This window comes from Achromobacter pulmonis, assembly GCF_021733725.1.
Lineage (GTDB): Bacteria > Pseudomonadota > Gammaproteobacteria > Burkholderiales > Burkholderiaceae_B > Achromobacter > Achromobacter pulmonis.
The window spans coordinates 457,286-480,147 of the sequence record NZ_JAIFOT010000001.1; the positions used below are offsets into that span (position 1 = coordinate 457,286).

General features: G+C 65.5%; 23 protein-coding genes. 3 read left to right on the forward strand and 20 right to left on the reverse strand.

The features are described 5' to 3' along the window. Positions 1–2: 2 nt before the first annotated feature. From K2W61_RS02120 to K2W61_RS02195, 16 genes are all read right to left on the reverse strand, one after another. Complete coding sequence (locus K2W61_RS02120; protein WP_175140885.1) at positions 3–332, reverse strand: DUF2818 family protein; 330 nt, start codon at positions 330–332, stop codon at positions 3–5. A 13-nt stretch (positions 333–345) separates the two neighbouring features. After that, complete coding sequence (nuoN, locus tag K2W61_RS02125; RefSeq protein ID WP_175133036.1) at positions 346–1,830, reverse strand: NADH-quinone oxidoreductase subunit NuoN; 1,485 nt, start codon at positions 1,828–1,830, stop codon at positions 346–348. Positions 1,831–1,839: 9 nt separating this feature from the next. Then, entirely contained in the window at positions 1,840–3,342 is a 1,503-nt protein-coding gene (locus K2W61_RS02130; protein WP_175133035.1) for an NADH-quinone oxidoreductase subunit M, read from the reverse strand. Continuing rightward, positions 3,339–5,366, reverse strand: a complete 2,028-nt coding sequence (gene nuoL, locus K2W61_RS02135) for an NADH-quinone oxidoreductase subunit L (RefSeq protein WP_175133034.1) — start codon at positions 5,364–5,366, stop codon at positions 3,339–3,341. The genes K2W61_RS02130 and nuoL overlap by 4 nt, the downstream gene beginning before the upstream one ends. Before the next feature lie 17 nt (positions 5,367–5,383). Further along, positions 5,384–5,692, reverse strand: a complete 309-nt coding sequence (nuoK, locus tag K2W61_RS02140; RefSeq protein WP_006217969.1) for an NADH-quinone oxidoreductase subunit NuoK — start codon at positions 5,690–5,692, stop codon at positions 5,384–5,386. Beyond that, a complete protein-coding gene (locus K2W61_RS02145; RefSeq protein ID WP_236754990.1) occupies positions 5,689–6,339 on the reverse strand; it encodes an NADH-quinone oxidoreductase subunit J in 651 nt (216 codons plus the stop codon). The genes nuoK and K2W61_RS02145 overlap by 4 nt, the downstream gene beginning before the upstream one ends. 17 nt (positions 6,340–6,356) lie before the next feature. After that, positions 6,357–6,845, reverse strand: a complete 489-nt coding sequence (gene nuoI, locus K2W61_RS02150) for an NADH-quinone oxidoreductase subunit NuoI (protein WP_175133032.1) — start codon at positions 6,843–6,845, stop codon at positions 6,357–6,359. A 21-nt stretch (positions 6,846–6,866) separates the two neighbouring features. Beyond that, positions 6,867–7,940, reverse strand: a complete 1,074-nt coding sequence (nuoH, locus tag K2W61_RS02155) for an NADH-quinone oxidoreductase subunit NuoH (protein ID WP_175133031.1) — start codon at positions 7,938–7,940, stop codon at positions 6,867–6,869. After that, the gene (nuoG, locus tag K2W61_RS02160) at positions 7,940–10,267 is read right to left on the reverse strand and encodes an NADH-quinone oxidoreductase subunit NuoG (protein ID WP_175133030.1); all 2,328 of its coding nucleotides are present in this window, start codon (positions 10,265–10,267) and stop codon (positions 7,940–7,942) included. Before nuoG ends, nuoH begins: the two co-directional genes overlap by 1 nt. A 15-nt stretch (positions 10,268–10,282) precedes the next feature. Further along, positions 10,283–11,650, reverse strand: coding sequence for an NADH-quinone oxidoreductase subunit NuoF (gene nuoF, locus K2W61_RS02165; RefSeq protein ID WP_175133029.1), 1,368 nt, complete (start codon positions 11,648–11,650; stop codon positions 10,283–10,285). Continuing rightward, on the reverse strand, positions 11,647–12,141 hold the full coding sequence (gene nuoE, locus K2W61_RS02170) for an NADH-quinone oxidoreductase subunit NuoE (RefSeq protein WP_006389212.1): 495 nt from the start codon (positions 12,139–12,141) through the stop codon (positions 11,647–11,649). The genes nuoF and nuoE overlap by 4 nt, the downstream gene beginning before the upstream one ends. Positions 12,142–12,189: 48 nt before the next feature. Beyond that, positions 12,190–13,446: an NADH-quinone oxidoreductase subunit D gene (locus K2W61_RS02175; protein WP_175133028.1), complete on the reverse strand. Its 1,257-nt coding sequence runs from the start codon at positions 13,444–13,446 to the stop codon at positions 12,190–12,192. 3 nt (positions 13,447–13,449) lie between these two features. Next, entirely contained in the window at positions 13,450–14,076 is a 627-nt protein-coding gene (locus K2W61_RS02180) for an NADH-quinone oxidoreductase subunit C (RefSeq protein WP_175133027.1), read from the reverse strand. Positions 14,077–14,158: 82 nt separating this feature from the next. Continuing rightward, on the reverse strand, positions 14,159–14,635 hold the full coding sequence (locus tag K2W61_RS02185; RefSeq protein WP_006217960.1) for a NuoB/complex I 20 kDa subunit family protein: 477 nt from the start codon (positions 14,633–14,635) through the stop codon (positions 14,159–14,161). Between the two features lie 42 nt (positions 14,636–14,677). Continuing rightward, on the reverse strand, positions 14,678–15,037 hold the full coding sequence (locus K2W61_RS02190) for an NADH-quinone oxidoreductase subunit A (RefSeq protein ID WP_020924744.1): 360 nt from the start codon (positions 15,035–15,037) through the stop codon (positions 14,678–14,680). Between the two features lie 303 nt (positions 15,038–15,340). Beyond that, positions 15,341–16,453 (reverse strand): porin, encoded by a 1,113-nt coding sequence (locus K2W61_RS02195; protein ID WP_175133026.1) that lies wholly within the window; start codon positions 16,451–16,453, stop codon positions 15,341–15,343. A gap of 432 nt (positions 16,454–16,885) precedes the next feature. On the opposite strand from K2W61_RS02195, the gene K2W61_RS02200 reads away from it, so the two are divergent. The 3 genes from K2W61_RS02200 to K2W61_RS02210 are packed head-to-tail and all read left to right on the forward strand — an operon-like array spanning position 16,886 to position 18,374. Then, positions 16,886–17,500 (forward strand): TetR/AcrR family transcriptional regulator, encoded by a 615-nt coding sequence (locus tag K2W61_RS02200; protein WP_236754991.1) that lies wholly within the window; start codon positions 16,886–16,888, stop codon positions 17,498–17,500. Next, positions 17,497–17,943: a PaaI family thioesterase gene (locus K2W61_RS02205; RefSeq protein ID WP_175140888.1), complete on the forward strand. Its 447-nt coding sequence runs from the start codon at positions 17,497–17,499 to the stop codon at positions 17,941–17,943. Before K2W61_RS02200 ends, K2W61_RS02205 begins: the two co-directional genes overlap by 4 nt. Then, entirely contained in the window at positions 17,940–18,374 is a 435-nt protein-coding gene (locus tag K2W61_RS02210; protein ID WP_175133023.1) for an NAD(P)-binding domain-containing protein, read from the forward strand. The genes K2W61_RS02205 and K2W61_RS02210 overlap by 4 nt, the downstream gene beginning before the upstream one ends. Here K2W61_RS02210 and K2W61_RS02215 read toward each other — a convergent pair. Genes K2W61_RS02215 through K2W61_RS02230 form a run of 4 tightly spaced genes read right to left on the reverse strand, consistent with a single transcriptional unit; the run spans position 18,345 to position 22,787 of the window. Beyond that, positions 18,345–19,136, reverse strand: coding sequence for a phosphatase PAP2 family protein (locus K2W61_RS02215; protein WP_175140889.1), 792 nt, complete (start codon positions 19,134–19,136; stop codon positions 18,345–18,347). The genes K2W61_RS02210 and K2W61_RS02215 overlap by 30 nt on opposite strands. A gap of 9 nt (positions 19,137–19,145) precedes the next feature. After that, positions 19,146–19,940 (reverse strand): metallophosphoesterase family protein, encoded by a 795-nt coding sequence (locus tag K2W61_RS02220; RefSeq protein ID WP_236754992.1) that lies wholly within the window; start codon positions 19,938–19,940, stop codon positions 19,146–19,148. Continuing rightward, positions 19,937–20,929, reverse strand: a complete 993-nt coding sequence (locus K2W61_RS02225; protein WP_217467941.1) for a diacylglycerol/lipid kinase family protein — start codon at positions 20,927–20,929, stop codon at positions 19,937–19,939. The genes K2W61_RS02220 and K2W61_RS02225 overlap by 4 nt, the downstream gene beginning before the upstream one ends. A gap of 58 nt (positions 20,930–20,987) precedes the next feature. After that, on the reverse strand, positions 20,988–22,787 hold the full coding sequence (locus K2W61_RS02230; RefSeq protein WP_175140891.1) for a gamma-glutamyltransferase family protein: 1,800 nt from the start codon (positions 22,785–22,787) through the stop codon (positions 20,988–20,990). Positions 22,788–22,862: the final 75 nt, after the last annotated feature.

Below are 22,862 nucleotides of genomic sequence, written 5' to 3' on the forward strand. Positions count from 1 at the left end.
GCTCAGGTCCGCAGCGGCGGATGGCGCTTGAACAGGTAGCGATACACGAAGCCGGGATAGGCCAACACCAGGTACAGGCTCAAGGTGATGGCGTAGAACTCCCAAGTCTGCTTGAAGCGGTTGCCCAGCACGGACTCGAACGCGAAGCCCAGGGCGCCCACGATCAGGTAGAACACCAGCACTTCAACCAGGCGCAGCCAGAACGGCTTGACCGCCTCGGCTCCGCCCCGCTTCCACGGCAACACCGCAAACACCCGCTCGGTGAGGAACGGCAGGTTCGCGCTGACCAGGGCCAGCGCGATCAGGAGCCATACCGCCAGGGTCTGGTTCATGGCTCCGTTCCGCTCACAGGCTGAGCGAGCTGCGGATGGCCTGCACGCACAGGGCCATCAGGCCGCCGGGCAACAGCCCCAGCACCAGGATCAGCAGGCCGTTGACCGACAGCACGCCGCGCTGGCCCAAGGTGGCCGACATCGGGGCGGCATCGGCCGCCGGCTCGTCGAAGTACACCACCTTGACCACGCGCAGGTAGTAGAACGCGCCGATCAGCGAGAACAGCACCGCAACCACGGCCAGGGTGACGTGCCCGGCGCTGATCAGGGCCTGCAGCACCGCCAGCTTGGCATAGAAGCCCACCAGCGGCGGAATGCCGGCCAGCGAGAACATCAGCAGCAGCACGACGGCGGCATGCCACGGGCTGCGGCGGTTCAGGCCCTTCAGGTCGTCGATCTGCTCGCACTCGAAACCCTGGCGCGACAGCAACAGCACGATGCCGAAGCTGGCCAGCGTGGTCAGCACGTAGGTCAGCATGTAGAACAGCGAGGCGCCGTAGGCGGCCGAGGCAAGTTCCGGCTTGCCGGCCACCGAACCCGACATCAGGCCCAGCAGCACGAAGCCCATGTGCGAGATGGTCGAGTAGGCCAGCATGCGCTTGAAGTTGGTCTGCGCAATGGCGGTGAGGTTGCCGATGGCCAGCGACAGCACCGCCAGGATCATCAGCATCGGCTGCCAGTCGGCGGCCAGACCATGCAGGCCGTCGACCAGCAGGCGCAGCGTGATGGCGAAGGCCGCCAGCTTGGGCGCGCCGCCCAGGATCAGCGTGACCGCGGTCGGCGAACCCTGGTAGACGTCCGGCACCCACATGTGGAACGGCACCGCGCCAAGCTTGAACGCCAGACCCGACACCAGGAACACGATGCCGAACACCAGCGCCATCTTCTCGGCCTTGCCGGCGGCGATGACCTTGGAGACTTCGGCCAGGTCGAGATGACCGGTGGCGCCATAGACCATCGACATGCCGTACAGCAGGAAGCCCGAGGCCAGCGCGCCCAGCACGAAGTACTTCATGGCGGCTTCGGTGGCGACGACGTTGTCACGGCGCAGCGCGATCAGCGCGTACAGCGCCAGCGACATCAGCTCCAGGCCCAGGTAGATCGAGATCAGGTTGCCCGACGAGATCATCACCATCTGGCCCAGCAGGGCGAACAGCGTCAGCACGTACAGCTCGCCGCCGCGGACCATGTCGCGCAACTGAGCGTAGACGCGGCCGTAGACCAGCGTGACCGCCACCGCGATATACGAGGCGATCTTGAGCAGGTGCGACAGTTCATCGGTGACATACAGGCCGTTGAAGGTCGAGCCGGTGACACCGTTCTTCCACTGCAATGCGGACACCACGGTCAGCACGCCCAGCGCCAGCATGGTCAACAGGAACGTCGGCTTGCGCTCGGGGTGATTGCTGACCGCGTCGACGAGCAGGATAGCCAGGCCGAAAACCAGCAGGAGGATTTCCGGTGTCGCCAGGGCGAAATCGATTTGGGATTGCATCATTGTCTTGTCTTACAGTTTCGAGACGGCAACGTGTTGCAGCAGGGCCTCGACCGACACGTGCATCACGTCGGTGAAGGGCTTGGGATAGATCCCCATGTACAGCACGGCGATCGCCATCACGCCAAGAATCACGAATTCGCGGCGGTTGATATCGGTCAGCTCGCGAACGTGGTCGTTGGCGATGTCGCCCAGCACCACGCGCTTGACCATCCACAGCGAATACGACGCCCCCAGGATCAGGGCGGTGGCCGCCAGCAGGCCGATCCAGAAGTTGTGCTCGACCGCGCCCATGATCACCATGAACTCGCCGACGAAGCCGCTGGTGGCCGGCAGGCCGCTGTTGGCCATCGAGAACAGGATGAAGAACGTGGCGAAGCGCGGCATCACGTTGACCACGCCGCCGTAGTCGGCGATGCGGCGCGAGTGCATGCGGTCATAGAGCACGCCGATACACATGAACATGGCGCCCGAGACGAAGCCGTGGGAGATCATCTGCACGATGGCGCCTTCGACGCCGGCCGTGTTGAAGATGAAGAAACCCAGGGTGACGAAGCCCATGTGGGCGACCGACGAATAGGCCACCAGCTTCTTCATGTCGTCCTGCACGATCGCCACCAGGCCGATGTAGATCACGGCGATCAGCGACAGCGTGATCATCAGGCCGGCCAGGCTGTGCGAGGCGTCCGGTGCGATCGGCAGCGAGAAGCGCAGGAAGCCGTAGGCGCCCAGCTTCAGCATGATCGCGGCCAGCACGATGGAGCCGCCCGTGGGCGCCTCGACGTGGGCATCCGGCAGCCAGGTGTGCACCGGCCACATCGGCACCTTGACGGCAAACGCCGCCAGCAGCGCCACGAAGATCAGGATCTGCGGGGTGTAGCCCAGTTTGGTCTGCTGCCAGGTCAGGATGTCGAACGAGCCGCCCGAAGCATTCCACAGGTAGATGAACGCGACCAGCGTCAGCAGCGAACCCATCAGGGTGTAGAGGAAGAACTTGAAGGCCGCGTACACCCGGTTCGGTCCGCCCCAGACGCCGATGATGATGTACATCGGGATCAGCGTGGCTTCGAAGAACACGTAGAACAGCATGCCGTCCAGCGCGCAGAACACGCCCACCATCAGACCCGACAGGATCAGGAAGGCGGCCATGTACTGCGACACGCGGCTGGTGATGACCTCCCAGCCAGCCAGCACCACGATGATGGTGATGAACGCGGTCAGGAGCACGAACCACAGCGAAATGCCGTCGATGCCCAGGTGGTAGTTGACGTTGAAGGCTTCGATCCAGGAGGCCTTCTCGACGAACTGCATGGCAGCCGTCTTGGAGTCGAACCCGGTGTACAGCGGGATCGTGACGAGGAAGCCGGCGATCGAGCCGATCAGCGACAGGCCGCGCGTCAGGCCGGGACGGTCGTCACGGCCCAGCGCCAGCACCAGCAGGCCGAATACGATCGGGACAAAGATCGCAAGCGTGAGCCAGGGGAAAGTGTTGGATGCCATCTCGCTTGCCATCATTGGGGAATCAGCACAAAGAAAGTCACCAGCGCCATGATGCCGATGATCATCGCGAACGCGTAGTGATAGATGAAGCCGGACTGCAGGTGGCGGCTGACGGCCGACACCCAGCCCACCACGCGGGCGCTGCCGTTGATCAGCAAGCCGTCGATGATGCCGCGGTCGCCGGTCTGCCACAGGCCACGGCCCAGGCAACGCAGGCCGCGGGCGATGATCTGCTCGTTGACCCAGTCGACGTAGTACTTGTTCTCAAGCACCTTGTTCACGCCCGACAGGCTCGACTTGATCGCGGCCGGCACCTTCGGGTTGATCAGGTAGCAGTACCAGGCGATGACCGCGCCGGCCACGACCAGCCAGAACGGCAGGGTCTGGAAGGCGTGCAGGCCGAAGGCGACCCAGCCATGCCATTCCTCGTGCAGTTCGTGCATGGCGGGATGCTGCGGCAGCACCGTGATCACGCCGTTGAAGAACTTGCCGAACAGCATCGGATCCACCGCCCAGGCGCCGATCAGCACCGACGGGATCGCCAGCAGGATCAGCGGCAGGGTGACGACCCAGGGCGACTCGTGCGGCTTGCCGCCGTGGTGGCCATGGCCATGGTCGTCGTGGCCGTGGTCGTCATGGCCGTGGCCATGACCGTGGTCGCTGGTATCGAAGCGTTCCTTGCCATGGAAGACCAGGAAGTACACGCGGAACGAGTACAGCGAGGTCACGAACACGCCGATCAGCGTGGCGTAGTAGGCAAAGCTGGCGCCCCAGACGTGGGCGGCGCCGGCGGCTTCGATGATGTGTTCCTTCGAGTAGAAACCCGAGAAGAACGGCGTGCCGACCAGGGCCAGCGTGCCCAGCAGGAAGGTGATCCAGGTGATGGGCATGTACTTGCGCAGGCCGCCCATGTTGCGGATGTCCTGGTCGTGGTGCATGCCGATGATGACCGAACCCGCGCCCAGGAACAGCAGCGCCTTGAAGAACGCGTGCGTCATCAGATGGAAGATCGCCACCGAGTAGGCCGAGGCGCCCAGCGCGACGGTCATGTAGCCCAGCTGCGACAGCGTCGAATACGCCACCACGCGCTTGATGTCGTTCTGGATGATGCCCAGGATGCCCAGGAACAGCGCGCCGATGGCGCCGATCACGATGATGAACGACAGCGCGGTGTCCGACAGCTCGAACAGCGGCGAGAAACGCGCGACCATGAAGATGCCGGCCGTCACCATGGTGGCGGCGTGGATCAGCGCGGAGATCGGGGTCGGGCCTTCCATCGAGTCGGGCAGCCAGGCGTGCAGGGGAACCTGCGCCGACTTGCCCATGGCGCCGATGAACAGGCAGATGCAGGCCACGGTCAGCAGCATCCAGTCCGAACCGGGCAGCGTCAGCTTGGCCAGCTTGTCGGCCTGGGCGAACACTTCACCGTAGTGCATGGTGCCGGCGTAGGCGAACAGCAGGCCGATGCCCAGCACGAAGCCGAAGTCGCCGACGCGGTTGATCAGGAACGCCTTCATGTTGGCGAAGATCGCCGTGGGGCGGGTGTACCAGAAGCCGATCAGCAGGTACGACACCAGACCCACCGCTTCCCAGCCGAAGAACAGCTGCACCATGTTGTTCGACATCACCAGCATCAGCATGGAGAACGTGAACAGCGAGATGTACGAGAAGAAGCGCTGGTAGCCGGGATCGTCGGCCATGTAGCCGATGGTGTAGATGTGCACCATCAGCGACACCGAGGTCACCACGACCATCATCATGGCCGACAGCGGATCGATCAGGAAGCCGATTTCCAGCTTGGTCTGGCCGATCAGGCTCCAGGTGTAGACCGCGCCGTCGAAGCGCAGGCCGTTGAGCACGTCGCCCAGCACCACCACCGAACCGATGGCGGAGATGAGCACGCCCAGGATGGTGATGACGTGCGAGGCGCGGCGGCCGATCGGACGGCCCAGGAACCCGGTGCCGAAAAGGCCCGCGAGGATTGCTCCGGCCAGCGGCGCCAGCGCGATGAGCAGGTAGAGATTGGGTGAGCTAGACATTTTCTTCCAATACCCCGTCAGCCCTTCAGGCGATCGAGTTCGTCAACGTTGATCGTGTTCAGGTTGCGGAACAGCAGCACCAAAATGGCCAGGCCGATCGCCGCTTCAGCGGCGGCCACGGTCAGGATGAAGAACACGAACACCTGGCCGGCGGTGTCGCCGAACCAGCTGGAGAACGCCACGAAGTTCATGTTGACGGCCAGGAGCACCAGCTCGATGGACATCAGCAGGATGATCAGGTTGCGGCGGTTCAGGAAGATGCCGAAGATCCCGATGGCGAACAGGATCGCCCCCAGGATCAGATAATGGGCCAGCGTCAGCGTCATTGTTTTTCTCCTTGGGGCGCGGCGGGCGCGGCGGTGCCGTTCTGCGCCTGGGCGCGCTCGCTCTGGGCGGGCATGCTCACCATGCGGAAACGGTCCTTCGAACGCACGCGGACGGCGGCGACCGGGTCGTTGTACTTGACGTCACGACGGCGGCGCAGGGTCAGCGCGATGGCGGCGACCATGCCGACCAGCAGCAGCGCGGCGCCGACTTCGATGGCATAGATGTAGTGCGTGTACATCGCTTCACCGAGGGCGCGGGCATTGTTGTAGTCGCCGGCCACCGGGGCTTGCGGGCCCGAGCCGTACCAGGTCGAACCCAGCACGAAGGCCATTTCCAGCACCATCACCAGGCCGATCACCAGGCCCAGCGGCAGGTAGGTCTTCATGCCCTGGCGCAGGGCATCCATGCGGATGTCCAGCATCATGACGACGAACAGGAACAGCACCATCACGGCGCCCACGTACACCAGCACCAGCAGCAGCGCGAGGAATTCGGCGCCCAGCAGCATCCACAGCATGGCCGCGTTGGCGAACGCCAGGATCAGGTGCAGGACGGCGGTGACCGGGCTGCGCGCGGTGATCACGCGGAACGCCGCGATCACCAGCACGGCGGCCAGTATGTAAAACAGGACAGTGGTAAAAGTCATGGATCAGGACCCTGGGCTCAACGGTAGGGAGCGTCTTCGGCCCGGCGGCGGGCGATTTCGGCTTCGTAGCGGTCGCCCACGGCGAGCAGCATGTCTTTGGTGAAATACAGGTCGCCGCGCTTTTCGCCGTGGTATTCGTGGATGTGCGTTTCCACGATCGAGTCCACCGGGCAGCTTTCCTCACAGAAGCCGCAGAAAATGCACTTGGTCAGGTCGATGTCGTAGCGCGTGGTGCGGCGGGTGCCGTCGTCACGCTGGTCCGACTCGATGGTGATGGCCAGCGCGGGGCACACGGCTTCACACAGTTTGCACGCGATGCAGCGCTCTTCCCCGTTGGGGTAGCGGCGCAACGCGTGCAGGCCGCGGAAACGCGCCGAGGTCGGCGTCTTTTCCTGCGGGTAGCGCAAGGTGACCTTGCGCTTGAAGAAATACTTGCCCGTCAGGCGCATGCCCTTGAGCAGTTCGGTCAGCATCAAGCTGCCGAAGAAATCTTTGATCGCTTCCATATCCTGCCTCTGCCTGGCGGCTTAGCGCCAAATGTTCCAGGGCGTCTGCATCCAGATCGCCACAACGACCAGCCAAACGCCGGTCAGCGGGATGAAGATCTTCCAACCCAAACGCATGATCTGGTCGTAGCGGTAACGCGGGAACGACGCCCGGAACCACACGAACAACGAAACCACGACAAACGTCTTCAGACCGAGCCAGATCCAACCCGGAATCCAGGTCAGCGGCGCGATGTCGATCGGCGAAGCCCAACCGCCCAGGAACATGATCGAGGCCATGCACGACAGCAGGATCATGTTGGCGTATTCGCCCAGGAAGAACAGCGCGAAGGCCATGCCTGAGTACTCGACCATGTGGCCGGCCACGATTTCCGATTCGCCTTCCACCACGTCGAACGGGTGGCGGTTGGTTTCGGCCACGGCCGAAATCACATAGATCACGAACAGCGGCAACAGCGGCAGCCAGTTCCAGGACAGGAACGTCAGGCCCTTGTCGGCGAACCAACCGCGGTTCTGCACATGCACGATCTCGGACATGTTCAGGCTGCCGGACACCAGCAGCACCGTCACCAGCACGAAACCGATGGCCAGTTCATACGACAGCATCTGGGCCGAGGCGCGCAGCGCGCCCAGGAAGGCGTACTTGGAGTTCGAGGCCCAGCCGGCGACGATCACGCCGTACACGCCGATCGACGTGATGGCCATGATGTACAGCAGGCCGGCGTTGACGTTGGCCAGCACCACGTCGGGGCCGAACGGCACCACCGCCCAGGCGGCCAACGCCGGCATCAGCGTGACCACGGGGGCCACGACGAACAGCACCTTGTTGGCCTGGCTGGGGACCACGACTTCCTTGGTCAGCAGCTTGAAGACGTCGGCGAACGGCTGCAGCAGCCCCTTGAAACCGACGCGGTTCGGGCCCATGCGCACGTGCATGGCGCCGATCATCTTGCGCTCCCAGTACGTCAGGTAGGCGACGCACAGGATGATGGGCACGGCGATGACCACGATCTTGATGAGGGTCCACAGGACCATCCAGACCGTCGGGCCCAGCAATGCCGTTCCCTGGCTTTCAAGAACATTGAGCCATTCCATCAGGCACGCTCCACGCTGAGTTGACCAAATGCGCCACCCAGGGCTGCGGTATTTTCAAAGGCTGCGGCGATGCGCACGGCGCGGTCGGCCACGGCGTCGTCCTGCACGGTTTCGAGCTCGACAGCGCCCTGCCCGCCCGTCACACGCACCTTGACGCCGGCGGTCAGGCCGAGGCTGGTGAGCGTGTTGCCGTTCATGCGCGCGGCGGGCAGCTTGGACGCCGGCGCGGCCTGCAGCGGCTCCGAGCGGCGCACCATGGCATCGCTGCGGTAGATCGGCACGTCGGCGACGCGTTCCAGGCCGGTAAGGGCCTGACCCAGGCCCAGCGGCGCCTTGATGTCGTTGGACAGGCGGGCTTCGACGCCGCCGGCCAGCGCGGTGTCGCGCACGGACTCGGAGGTTTCGTCGTCGAAGCCGGCCAGGTGCAGGACGTTGCCCAGCACGCGCAGGACCTTCCAGGCCGGACGGGTCTGGCCGAACGGCGCGACCGTGCCCTTGAAGCTCTGGGCCAGGCCCTGGGCGTTGACGAACGTGCCCGAGGTTTCGGTGAAAGGCGCCACCGGCAGCATGACGTCGGCCCATTCGGCGGCGGCCGAGCGGTAAGGCGTCAGCGCCACGGCGAATTGCGCGCCGCGCAGCGCGGCGATCGCTTGCTGGCCGTTATCGGCATCCAGCAGCGGCTCGGCATGCAGCACCACGTAGGCCTTGAGCGGCTCGGCCAGCATGGCAGCGGCGTTCTTGCCACCCTTGCCCGGGATGGCGCCGGCCAGGTAACCGCCGACGGTGTTGCCGCCCGAGGTCAGGAAACCGAACTTGCCGCCGGCCAGGTCGGCCACGGCGCGGCCGTTGGCGGCCAGGGTCGAGGCCTGGGCGCTGGCCACGGCCAGGTTGCCCATCAGCACGGCGGTGTTGGCGCCCGACGCCAGGCTGGCGGCGATGATCTTGGCGTTCTCGCCCGGCGTGACCGCGGCGAACTCGGCCGGCACCGCGGCTTCCTTGGCTTGCGCCAGGGCCACGGCCACTTCGGCCAGGGCGCGCGGCAGCTCGGACGGGGCCACGGTCAGGCGGCCGGCGACCGGCATCAGGGGATCGTCGGCGGCGCTGTCGACCATCAGGATCTGCGTGCCGCGCTTGGCGGCCTGGCGCAGGCGCTGGGCCATCAGCGGGTGGTCCTTGCGCAGGAACGAGCCGACCACCAGGACGCGGTCCAGGTTGTCGAGTTCGGCAATGGGCATGCCCAGCCACGGCGCGCCGGTCAGCGCGGCGTCGAAGGCCGGATCGGTCTGGCGCAGGCGGAAGTCGATGTTCTCGGAACCCAGCGCGCGGACCAGGCGACCCAGCAGCGCGTATTCCTCGGTGGTGGCGTATTCGGACGCCAGCGCGCCGATCTGGCCGGCGCCGAAGCTGTCACGCACACGCGACAGGCCCTGGGCCACGGCGGCCAGGGCGTCGGCCCAGGAGGCTTCCTGCCACTTGCCATCGGCGCCCTTGATCATCGGGGCGGCCAGGCGGTCTTCGCTGTTCAGGCCCTCGTACGAGAAGCGGTCGCGGTCGCTGATCCAGCATTCGTTGATGGCTTCGTCTTCGAACGGCACCACGCGCATGACGCGGTCGCCCTTGACCTGGACCACCAGGTTGGCGCCCAGGCTGTCGTGCGGGCTGACCGAACGGCGGCGGGCCAGTTCCCAGGTGCGAGCGCTATAGCGGAAGGGCTTGGAGGTCAGCGCGCCCACCGGACAGATGTCGATCATGTTGCCCGACAGTTCGGACTCGATCGAGCGGCCCACGAACGACGTGATTTCCGAGTGCTCGCCGCGGCCCAGCATGCCCAGTTCCATGACGCCGGCGATTTCCTGGCCGAAGCGCACGCAGCGGGTGCAATGGATGCAGCGGCTCATTTCCTCGGCGGAAACCAGCGGACCCAGGTCCTTGTGGAACACCACGCGCTTTTCTTCCTGGTAACGCGAGGAAGAGCCGCCGTAGCCCACGGCCAGGTCCTGCAGCTGGCATTCGCCGCCCTGATCGCAGATCGGGCAGTCGAGCGGGTGATTGATGAGCAAGAATTCCATCACCGACTTCTGAGCGGCGCGAGCCTTCTCGGAGCAGGTGTGCACGACCATGCCGTTCGTCACGGGGGTGGCGCAGGCGGGCAGCGCCTTGGGCGCTTTTTCCACTTCGACCAGGCACATGCGGCAGTTGGCCGCGATGGACAGTTTCTTGTGGTAGCAGAAATGCGGCACGTAAAGCCCGACTTTCTGGGCCGCATGCATCACCATGCTGCCTTCGGGCACTTCTACCGTATTGCCGTCGACGGTTAGTTCAACCATTGCTGTTCCTGAGACCTACAGATATTGCGGAACCACACACGACTTGTGCTCGATGTGGTGCGCGAATTCGTCGCGAAAATGCTTGAGGAAGCCACGCACGGGCATGGCGGCGGCGTCACCCAGGGCGCAGATGGTGCGGCCCATGATGTTGCCGGCCACGTTGTCCAGCATGTCCAGATCTTCCGGACGGCCGTGGCCGTGCTCGATGCGGTGCACCATGCGGTAGAGCCAGCCGGTGCCTTCGCGGCACGGCGTGCACTGGCCGCAGCTTTCCTCGAAATAGAAATACGACAGGCGCAGCAGCGACTTGACCATGCAGCGCGTCTCGTCCATGACGATCACGGCGCCCGAGCCCAGCATGGAACCGGCCTTGGCGATGGCGTCGTAGTCCATCGTGGTTTCCATCATGATGTCGGCCGGCAGCACCGGAGCGCTCGAGCCGCCGGGGATCACGGCCTTGAGCTTCTTGCCGCCGCGCATGCCGCCCGCCAGTTCCAGCAGGGTCGAGAACGGCGTGCCCAGCGGGATCTCGTAGTTGCCGGGACGCTCGACGTCGCCGGTGATCGAGAACAGCTTGGTGCCGCCGTTGTTGGGCTTGCCGACTTCGAGATAGGCCTGGCCGCTGTTGCGGATGATCCAGGGCACCGCCGCGAAGGTTTCGGTGTTGTTGATGGTGGTGGGCTTGCCGTACAGGCCGAAGCTGGCCGGGAACGGCGGCTTGAAGCGCGGCTGGCCCTTCTTGCCTTCCAGCGATTCGAGCAGCGCGGTTTCCTCGCCACAGATATAGGCGCCGTAGCCGTGGAACGCGTGCAGCTGGAAGTTGAATTCCGAACCCAGGATCTTGTCGCCCAGGAAGCCGGCGGCGCGCGCCTCTTCCAGGGCCTCTTCGAAGCGCTCGTAGACTTCGAAGATTTCACCGTGGATGTAGTTGTAGCCGACGCTGATGCCCATGGCGTAGGCGGCAATCGCCATGCCTTCGATCACGATGTGCGGGTTGAAGCGCAGGATGTCGCGATCCTTGAACGTGCCGGGCTCGCCTTCGTCGGAGTTGCAGACGAGGTACTTCTGGCCGGGGAAGGCGCGCGGCATGAAGCTCCACTTCAGGCCGGTCGGGAAACCCGCGCCACCACGGCCGCGCAGGCCCGACGCCTTGACCTCGGCGATCACGTCTTCCGGCTTCATGCCGGTGGTGAGGATCTTGCGCAGGGCTTCGTAGCCGCCGCGCTTGACGTAGTCGGCCAGGCGCCAGTTGGCGCCGTCGACGTCGGCCATGATCTGCGGCTTGATGTGGCGGCCGTGCAGGCACATCGAATTGGACAGGTCGTTCAGCGGGTTGGGCTCCAGGCCCTGCGCGAACTGCTTGTAGATGTCGGGCGCGTTCATGCCGACTCTCCTTGCGCCTTGAGGGCCGCGACCAGCGCGTCCAGCTTCTCTTCGGTCATGCGCACGCACATATGCTTGTTGTTCACGATCAGCACGGGGGAATCGCCGCAGGCGCCCATGCACTCGCCCTCGACCAGGGTGAACTGGCCGTCAGCGGTGGTTTCGCGGTAGTCCACGCCCAGCTTGCGCTTGAGGTAGTCGCCGGCACGTTCGCCGTCGCGCAAGGCACAGGGCAAGTTGGTGCAGACCGCGATCTTGGTCTTGCCGACGGGCTTGACGTCGAACATGTTGTAGAAGGTGGCGACTTCCTGGACCGCGATGGGCGGGACACCGATGTAGTTGGCCACGTCTTCGATGATGTCGGTAGCCAACCAGCCCTTCTCTTCCTGCGCGATGGCAAGAGAGGCCATGATGGCGGACTGCCGCTGGTCGGCCGGGAACTTGGCGAGTTCTCGGTCGATTTTCTGGTAGGCCTGTTCGGAAAGCAGCATAGTTTGAATCCGGGTTATGCGGGCGTGCTCGTGACGGTTCTGGGCGGATCAGCGATCGATCTCGCCGAAAACGATGTCCTGCGTACCAATGATGGTGACGGCGTCGGCGATCATGTGACCGCGCGACATTTCGTCCAGCGATTGCAGGTGGGCGAAGCCGGGCGCCCGAATCTTCAGGCGGTACGGCTTGTTGGCACCGTCCGACACCAGGTAGATGCCGAACTCGCCCTTGGGGTGTTCCACCGAGGCGAACGCTTCACCCGGGGGCACGTGGAAGCCTTCGGTGAAGAGCTTGAAGTGGTGGATCAGCTCTTCCATGTTGGTCTTCATGGCGGTGCGCTTGGGCGGGGCGATCTTGTGGTTCTCGATCATGACCGGGCCCGGGTTGTTGCGCAGCCATTCCACGCACTGGCGGATGATGCGGTTGCTCTCGCGCATTTCGGCGATGCGGACCAGGTAGCGGTCGTAGCAGTCGCCGTTGACGCCGACGGGAATGTCGAAATCGAGCAGATCGTAGACTTCGTAGGGCTGCATCTTGCGCAGGTCCCAGGCCACGCCCGAGCCACGCAGCATCGGGCCGGTGAAGCCCAGCGCCTTGGCGCGGTCGGGATCGACCACGCCGATGCCGACCAGGCGCTGCTTCCAGATGCGGTTGTCGGTGAGCAGGGTCTCGTACTCGTCGACGCAGGCGGGGAAGCGGTTGGTGAAGTCTTCGATGAAATCCAGCAGCGAGCCCGAACGCGCGTCGTTCATGACGCGCAGTTCCTTGTCGCCGCGATACTTGCTGGAGTCGCCGTACTGCGGCATGGTGTCCGGCAGGTCGCGATAGACGCCGCCCGGACGGTAGTAGGCCGCGTGCATGCGTGCGCCCGAGACCGCTTCGTAGCAGTCCATCAGGTCTTCGCGTTCACGGAAGGCGTACAGGAACACCGCCATGGCGCCCACGTCCAGCGCGTGCGAACCCAGCGACATCAGGTGGTTCAGGAGGCGCGTGATTTCGTCGAACATCACGCGGATGTACTGCGCGCGCAGCGGGGCTTCGACGCCCAGCAGCTTCTCGATGGCCATGACGTAGGCGTGCTCGTTGCACATCATGGACACGTAATCCAGGCGGTCCATGTAGGGCAACGCCTGGATGTAGGTCTTGTGCTCGGCCAGCTTTTCGGTGGCGCGGTGCAGCAGGCCGATGTGCGGATCGGCGCGCTGGATGACTTCACCGTCCAGTTCGAGCACCAGGCGCAGCACGCCGTGGGCGGCCGGGTGCTGCGGACCGAAGTTGAGCGTGTAGTTCTTGATTTCTGCCATGATTCAACGTCCCAAGCCGTAGGTGTCTTCGCGCACCACGCGCGGCGTGATCTCGCGCGGGTCGATCGTGACGGGCTGGTAAATGACGCGCTTCTGTTCCGGGTCGTAGCGCATTTCGACGGTGCCCGAGAGCGGGAAGTCCTTGCGGAACGGGTGGCCGATGAAGCCGTAGTCGGTCAGGATGCGGCGCAGGTCGGGGTGGCCTTCGAAGACGATGCCGTACAGGTCGAACGCCTCGCGCTCGAACCAGCCCACGGCCGGCCAGCATTCCATCAGCGATGCGACCATCGGGAACTCGTCGTCCGGCGCCCAGGTGCGCACGCGCAGGCGCCAGTTGTGCTCGACCGACAGCAGGTGCGCGACCACGGCGAAACGCGAGCGGTGCACCTTGGCGTTGGTTTCCTCGGGCAGCTGGCGCGTGCCGTTGCCCCAGGTCAGGTAATCGACGCCACAGAGGTCGATACAGATTTCAAAGCGCAGGCCGGCTTCGGTGCGCAGCTTGTTGCAGACGGAGAACCACTGCTGCGCGGGCACTTCGAGCGTCAGCTCGCCCAGCGCCTCGGTCAGCGCGATGTCCGCGCCGAGGGTGGTCTGCAAATTGTTTTTCAGGGTTTCGAGCCTGGTCATCATCTTGTACGCTTAGGTGAACCGATACGCTGTTTCGCGGGATCCTGCGGCGGCATTTGCGGCGGCCGCGGACCGGAGCGCAAACTCAGCGCGCAATCGTGTTGGTCAGGCGGATCTTGTTCTGCATCTGCAGCAAGCCGTAGACCAGCGCCTCGGCCGTGGGCGGGCAGCCCGGCACGTAGACGTCTACCGGTACGATGCGATCGCAGCCGCGCACCACGGAATACGAGTAGTGGTAGTAACCGCCACCATTGGCACAGGAGCCCATCGACACCACCCAACGCGGTTCGGGCATCTGGTCGTAGACCTTGCGCAACGCCGGCGCCATCTTGTTGCACAGCGTGCCGGCGACGATCATCAGGTCGGACTGACGCGGGCTCGGGCGGAAGATGATGCCGAACTGGTCCAGGTCGTAGCGGGCCGCGCCCGCGTGCATCATCTCGACCGCGCAACAGGCCAGGCCGAAGGTCATGGGCCACATGGAGCCGGTTTTCGCCCAGTTAAGGAACTTGTCGGCGCTGGTTGTGATGAACCCTTGCTTGAGAATGCCGTCTATAGCCATATTCGTCTCTGATAGCGTGCGGTGATGAAATAACCCGGCGGGTTATTCCCAGTCCAGCGCGCCCTTTTTCCATTCGTAGATGAAGCCGACGGTCAACACGGCGAGGAAAACCATGACCGTCCAGAAGCCGACGATTCCAACCGTACCCTGGGCGATGGCCCACGGGAACAGGAACGCGATTTCCAGGTCAAAAAGAATGAACAGGATCGCCACCAGGTAGTAGCGCACGTCAAACTTCATGCGCGCGTCTTCGAACGCTTCGAAGCCGCACTCATAGGGGGATAGCTTCTCGGCGTAGGGACGCCGCGGGCCAAGGAGGGAGCCCGCCGTCAGAAGCGCGAACCCGATAAGGGTGGCCACTACGATAAACAGCAGGACGGGGAAATACTGTTGCAGGTTCATTCAGGCGTCCGTCAAATGCGCAAACCTTAGGATTGTAGCATTCGCGCGGTTACTTCCGGCTGAACTCTGTAGCGTGAACAGCGGGTGAAAGACTGCATTTCTCCGGTGGAACAATCGCAGTCTTTGACGGGACGCAAACAGGATACCGCAATCTCCATCCAGGCGCCTCGCGCCCACCCGATTTCGGGCCACGACGGACACTGATTCAAATAAAAAAGCCACCCCGAAGGGTGGCTTCATATGAGCTGGCCGCAGCCAGCTCATGCACTACGAATCTTGGCAGGGCTTGCACCCTGCTTTCGATTAGAAGCGGTGACGCAGGCCCACGCCGACGGCGGTCGACTTGACGCCATCCAGGAACGCGTAGTTCTTGGCGTACGAACCGTAGGCGTACAGGTTGGTGCGCTTGGACAGGTCGTAGGTGTAGCCCAGGCTGAACACGTTCATCGTGGCGTCGTCGCCGGTCAGCTTGTCGTTCGAAGCCGACACACGCTGCCACGAACCGAACAGCTTGCTGGCGCCGCCGATGGGGGCCGACAGACCGACCAGGTACGAGTTGGCCTTGAAGCCATCGGCGAAGGCGTTGGTGCCGAAGCCGATCGAACCAGCCGAGGTCTTGACGTCCTGGCTACCGAACCAGCCATCGGTCGTGCGAGCGTAGGCCAGAGCCAGCTTCACGACTTCAAAGTCGTACGAACCGCCAATGGTGTATTGACGCGGGGTGGCGTCAACTTGACCTTGGGTCAGCTTGTTCGAGGCGTTCAGTTGGTCGTACGACAGAGCGACGTTCAGCGGGCCGTTGACGTAACGCAGGCCGGTCGTGATGGCGCGGGTGTTGTCAGCGGTGCGGAAGCCGGTCTGAGCGGTGTTGGTGTCATTGGCGTTGAACGAGTAGCCGACGCCGAACTGGAAGCCGCTGAACGACGGGGTCTGGTACATGACCATGTTGTCGTAGCGGACGGTGTTCGCGGCGCTCAGGCCCAGACCGATGTTGGCTTGGCCGAAACCGGCGCCGAACGGATCGATCGAACCGAAGTACTTCGAGGCGATGTTGGTTTGACGACCGAAGTCAACTTGACCCCAGCTGTCGCTGGCCAGACCGATCGTGGCTTGACGGCCGAACAGACGGCCACCTTGAGCCGAGGTGCCGTTACCCGAGTCGAAGCCCGATTCCAGTTGGAAAACAGCGCGCAGGCCGTCACCCAGATCTTCCGAACCACGCAGACCCCAGCGCGAACCGTTCTGGACGCCGTTGATCATGCCGAACTTGCTGCCGTTCTGAGCGTCAGTGCCACCGCTGATCTTGTTGTAGCCGAGGCCCGTGTCGATGATGCCGTACAGGGTGACAGACGTTTCTGCCTGGGCGACACCGGCAAAACCGGCGAGCAGGGCGGCAGCGAGCAGAGTCTTTTTCATTTAAGAAATCTCCGTTGATTTGAGTGACAAGAGCAGCAATCCAGCAAACCAGCCTGCCGCCCCCCTAACTCCGCGAAGGGAAGTTGACGCTATTGCATCAAAAATCGGGGGGGCTGGCTATGGTCGACACCAGAAAAGTGCAGGTTTGCGACAGGCCTGTTGGGATATTGCAACATCAGACCGACTCCCCATAGGGCTAACCCTGCTTTTTACCAATGACCACGTATCCATGCGACTTTCAGCCCTGGCCCTAATATTTGTCGAACCCATCCCTGGTTTCTTTCAGATCCATTTCAAGACCGATTCCCGATCTCCCTGGCACCCGCCGACGGGCTGCCGGAGCGCGTGCGCGGCACTCCCCTCACCCACTAGAAATGACATTGTTATTTGAATAAAGCGCCGATATTATTCAAGAACACCTGGATACCCCCAATGACCCTCCGTACGCCCCGCAGCGACCGCAACGAACGCCTGACCGCCCTGCGGCGGCAACTCATCCTGGACGCCGCCCAGCGCGTGTTCGAGCGCGACGGCCTGGAGAAGACCAGCCTGCGCGCCATCGCCAAGGAAGCGGGTTGCACGACGGGCGCGATCTATCCCTGGTTCGCGGGCAAGGAGGCGTTATATGGCTCCCTGCTGGACGAATCCCTGCAGCGCCTGCACGCCCACCTGCTGGGCGCGACCGCCACCGGCGTTCCCGCCACGGCGGCGCGCCGGGCCATCCAGGCCTTTTTCGGCTACTACGCCGAGCGCCGCACCGATTTCTCGCTGGGGCTGTACCTGTTCCAGGGGCTGGGCCCGCGCGGGCTCGGCCGCGACATGGACGAGCAACTCAACGACCGGCTGCGGCAATGTGTCGACGTGCTGGGGCAGGCGCTGGCCCACACCAAGTCCTGGACGGCCGAGCGGGTACAGATCGAACAGATGAATGTCTTCACCTACCTGATCGGGCTGTTGCTGCTGCTGCATACCCGCCGCTTGAAATCACTGGGCCAGCAGGCCGACGTCCTGCTGGATCATTACTGTCTCGCGCTGGAACAACGATGACTGCCACGCCCCCGCCCTGCGCCGATCCCGACGCGCCGCTGATCAGCCTGGCCGACTTCCGGCTGTTGCTGGCCGAGCAGCACCCTTTTTCGCTCCTGCTCGGCATCGAGGTCCGGCATATCGGCCGCGGCACGGCGCGGGCCGTGCTGCCGGCGCGCGACAGCCACCAGCGGCTCGGTGGCATCGTTGCCGGTCCGATGCTGATGGGCTTGGCCGATCTGGCCATGTATGCCGCCGTGGTCGGCGCCACCGGCCAGGCGCACGCGGTGACCGCCAGCCTGACCATCAATTTCCTGCGCAAAAGCCCGGCCGGCGCGATCCACGCCGATGCGCGGCTGCTCAAGGTGGGCCGCCTGGCGGCGGGCGAGGTCATCCTGACCGGCGCCGGCAGCGATGAACCGCTGGCCCATATCGTCAGCACCTGGTCGGTCCCCAAGCCATGAGCCCGCGCATCAGCATCGTCGGCATGGGCCGCACCGGCACCCAGGCGGCGCGGCGCCTGCTTGCGGCCGAGCCCGACATCGCCCTGACCGTCTATGACGTCGATCCGGACCGTTGCGAGGATTTCCGTGGCGCCGCCACCTTGGCGACCTCGGCGCGCGAGGCGCTGGCCGAATCCGACACCATCGTGCTGGCCCTGCCGCGCGAACGCGAGATCGACCGCACGCTGGAGCGCTTCAGCGACGGCGAAGTGACCGCGCCTGTGGCAGGCAAGCTGATCGTGGACCTGCAACCGCCGCCGGCCGAGCGCGCGCGCCGCCTGGACCAGGCGATCACCACCGCCGGCGGCCGCTACGCCTGCGCGCCGCTGCGGCCGCGCCCGGACGGCGCACCCGACGCCCGCCTATTGAACGCCCTGATCGCGCCGCGCTGAGGCAGCCTGGCGTTCGGCCACGGCCGCGCACAGCACCAGCCAGGCGAAGCTGATGGCGAAACCGGCCACCACGTCGCTGGCGAAATGCACTTGCAGCAGGACGCGGCTCAGGCCGATCGCCATCACCAGCCCCGCCGCCAGCGCCACGCCCGGCAGCCGCCAGGGCGCGGGCGCCAGGCGCCAGGCCAGGTAGCAGGCCGTGCCGTATACCGCCATCGCGGCCGAGGCATGACCACTGGGAAAACTCCAGCCCAGCGCGGTGGCAAATCCGTGATCGTGCTCGGGCCGCGCGCGCTCGAAGCCGTATTTGAGGACACGGTTGATCAGCCCGCCGCCGCCGGTGGCAGCCACGCAGAAGAGCGCCAGGCCCCACTGGCGGCGCGCCAGCAGCGCGAGGGTCATCACAATGGCGAATACCGTCAGGACGTCGCGGTCGCCCAGCGTGGTGAACCAGGACAGCAGCCATAACAGGGAATCGCCCATTGACATGCTGAGCGCGCCGGCCAGGGCGCTGTCGAATTCCACCACCACGCCGGGCCGCGTCACCGCGTAGGCCAGCGTCAGGAACAGCGCGCCGGCCAGCGCCACGGCCGCGCCCCAGCCGGCCGCGCGCACCACCGGCGCGGCCCGCGCGCTGACGCGCGCCATGGCCACCGCCACGGTCGCCGCGCCCAGCGGCAGCAGCAGGAACAACAGCAGCGCGTGGGCCGATACCCATGCCGCGCAGGCATCGATCAGCGCAGACTGCGCAGCGCTCCCCATCGCCGCGCCCTACCCCGTCACCAGGGTCTTATCGACCGGCGCGAAGGCGTGGGTCGCGTCGGCATAGTCCCAGCGCTCGACATGGCAGGTCCGGGTTTCGCCCTCGCCCTGGCGGGTGATCACATTGACCGAATTGGGAATATTGCCGCGCACCCGGCGCGAGCAGGTCGTACCAGCCTGCACCGCCCAGCCGGCCGCCAGGGCCGGATCGGCGCTGGCCGGCAGCACATAGGGCAGATGGATATGGCCGCCCAGGATCAAATCGACGCCGGCCTCGGCCCACGCGGCCAGCGCGCGCTCGCGCCCGATCAGCAGATTGAAGCGGTCGGATTCGACCTTGGCGCGTACCGGATGGTGCGCCACCACCACCCGCAACTGTCCGGGCCGGGCCTGGCGCAGGCGCTGCGCCACCCGCGCAATCTGGGTGTCGGAGATTTCGCCGTCCTTGTGGCGGCGCGGCCGCGTGGTGTTGACCCCGATCGCCAGCAGGCGGCCGGTCTCATAGACCGGTTCGAGCACGGCGCCGAGCGCGCGCTTGTAGTTGCCGTAAGGGTTGAGCGCGCGCGCGAACAGGTTGAACAGCGGAATGTCGTGGTTGCCCGGCACCGCCAGCACCGGCAGTGACAGGCGCTCGATGAACTTGCGGGCGGCGGCGAACTGGCCGCGGCGGGCGCGCTGGGTGATGTCGCCGCTGATCACGACCAGGTCCGGCGCCAGCGTGCGCGCCAGGTCCAGCGCGGCCTCGAGCACCGGCTTGCGCTCGGTGCCGAAGTGCGTATCCGAGAACTGCAGGATGCGCGTCATGACCGCTCCTGGTCCGGGGCCTTGACCGGCACCACCAGCGGCAGGGGGACGTCGGACACCTTGAATTCCAGCGGCGTCTGCATCCACGAGATTTCGCCATCCATGGCGACCTTGACGCGGCGCCGTCCGCGGATCGAGACCATCAGGCGATCGAAGGCGAAGCTGACGACATGTTCGGCATCGCCCAGGCGGCTGAACAGGCCCCGCAGCAGCAGGCCATATAGCGCCAGCGTACCGACCGGGCGCGCCGCCATCGCCACCAGGCGGTTGCGGTCCAGTTCCGAGGGATCGATGCCGATGTGTTCCAGCTGCAAACGGTTGTTGCCCACCACCAGGGTCGGCGACCGCAGGTCGCGCATCCGCCCTTCGTAGTCGAGCCGCAGGCTGAGCTGGCGCGGCGCGCGCAGCAGCGTCACCAGGCCCGACCACAGCGCCACCATGCGGCTGCGGCCGAAGCGCTGCTTGTAGGCTTCGCGATCTTCGAGCAATTGCGGATAAAGGCCCAGACTGGCATTGACCAGGAACAGGCGGCCGTTGAGCAGGCCGACCTGCACCGGCCGCAGTTCGCCGCCCAACAAGCCGCGCAGCGCGGATTCGGTGTCCTGCGAGATGCCGTAACGCCGGCCGAAATAATTGAAGGTGCCCTGGGGCAGGATGCCGAACGGCACGCCCTGCCCCAGCACCTGGCCGGCAACGGCGTTGAGCGTGCCGTCGCCACCCGCGGCGACCACGATGCCGTTGGCCTGGCGCGCCTGCGCCACGGCGTCGCGAGCGGTGGCGGCCAGGCGCGTCGGATCGTCGACCGGCATCAGTTGATAACGTCGGCCAGCCTCGTCGAGCACACGGCGGATGATGTCCTGCAGCGCTTGCGCGTCGCCGCGCCCGGAGCCGGTGTTCAGGACGATGAAGAGAGGTTCGTGTCCCGCAAGGGGAGGAGCCCCGGTCGCCGGGCTCTGCTGGATAGGCGTCATGGGCAAAAGATAGCCCATGGCGGCAAATCGCCGCAACCGTGCCGGCGCCCGCCCGGCGGGCGCGCCGGCACGCGGCTCAACGGCCAACCGCGTAGGCCTGCATCAAGCGCGGCGTGGCGGCCGCATGCAGCAGGCCGTCGGCGTCGCGCGAGGCGGCGGTCAGGCGGCCGACCGACCATTGGGGCACTTCCTCGATCTGGTGGCCGCGGGCGCGCAGGGCGGCGATGGTCTCGGCGCCGAAGCCGCTTTCCACCGCCAGGTGTCCCGGCTTGCGGTCGCGCGGGTAGAACGAAGAGGGAAAGTGCATGGTGTGCGACATCGGCAGATCGATGGCTTCCTGCAGGTTCAGGCCATGGTGCGCATGGCGCAGGAAGAACAGCAGTTGCCATTGTTCCTGCTGGTCGCCGCCCGGCGTGCCGAACGCCAGGTACGGCCGGCCCTCGCGCAGCGCCAGCGACGGCGTCAGCGTGGTGCGCGGCCGCTTGCCCGGCGCCAGCGTGCCTGGCAGGCCCGCTTCCAGCCAGAACATCTGGGCGCGGGTGTTCAGGCCGAAGCCCAGTTCCGGGATCACCGGCGAGGACTGGAACCAACCGCCGGAAGGCGTGGCCGAGATCATGTTGCCCCAGCGGTCGATGACGTCCACGTGGGTGGTGTCGCCGCGCTTGACCGAGGCGCGCATGTCGGCCAGCGTCGGCTCGCGCGTCACGCTGCCGGGGTCCGACACCTTGGACAGGCGTTGCAGGGTGTCCATCACCCGCGCCACCTGCGCCTCGAAACCGGGGATCTGGCCGGGCCGCAGGTCTTGCGAGGCCCGTTCGCCGATGAGGGCCCGGCGGGCGTCGTTGTACTCGTCGGACAGCAGTTGCGCCAGCGGCACGTCGACGAAGGCCGGATCGCCGTAGTAGGCCTCGCGGTCGGCGAAGGCCAGTTTCATGGCTTCGGTGACGCGGTGCACGAACTCGGCGCTGGTCGGGCCGACGCCGGCCAGGTCCATGTCCTTGAGCAGCGCCAGGGTCTGCAGGAACACCGGTCCCTGGCTCCAGGCGCCGGCCTTGGCCACGGTGTAGCCATGGTAGTCATAGGTCGCGGGCGGGTCGTAGCTGGCCGACCAGCCGGCCAGGTCGTCGGCGGTGATCACGCCGCGATGGCGCGCGCCGCTTTCATCCATGACCTCGTTGTCGCGCGCGAACTTGTCGATGGCCTCGGCGACGAAGCCGCGGTAGAAGGCATCGCGGGCCGCCTCGATCTGGCGCTCGCGGTCGCCGCCGGCCTGCTCGGCGGCCTGCAGCACGCGGGTCCAGGTGGCGGCCAGCGCGGGATTGCGGAACAGCTTGCGGGCCTGCGGCACATTGCCGCCCGGCAGGTAGACCTGGGCGGTGGTGGGCCAGTGCGCCTGGAAAAAATCCTTCAGGCCGGCAATGGTGTTGGAAATGCGCGGCATCAGCGCATGGCCATGCCCGGCGTAATAGATGGCCGGCTCCAGCACGTCGCGCACCCGCATCGTGCCGTGGTCGCGCAGCAACTGCATCCAGGCATCGAAGGCGCCGGGAATGACGGTGGCGAGCAGGCCATTGCCGGGGATCAGTTCGAGGCCTTCGGCGCGGTAGCGTTCGAGCGTGGCGGCGGCGGGCGTGGTGCCCTGGCCGCACAGCACTTCGACGCGGCCGGTGCGGGCGGAATAGAACACCGCCGGCACTTCTCCGGCCGGCCCGACCAGGTGGGGCTCGACCACCTGCAGCACGAAAGCCGAGGCGACACAGGCGTCGAATGCGTTGCCGCCGCGCTCCAGCAGCGACATGCCGGCCGAGCTGGCCAGCCAATGGGTGGAGGTCACGACACCGAAGGTGCCGAGGATTTCCGGGCGAGTCGTAAACATGGTGCGATCCTGTTGCGGACGGCGCGGGGCCGGTGGCCGCGAGAACATGTAAAAACGGGACCCGCAGCCGGGTCC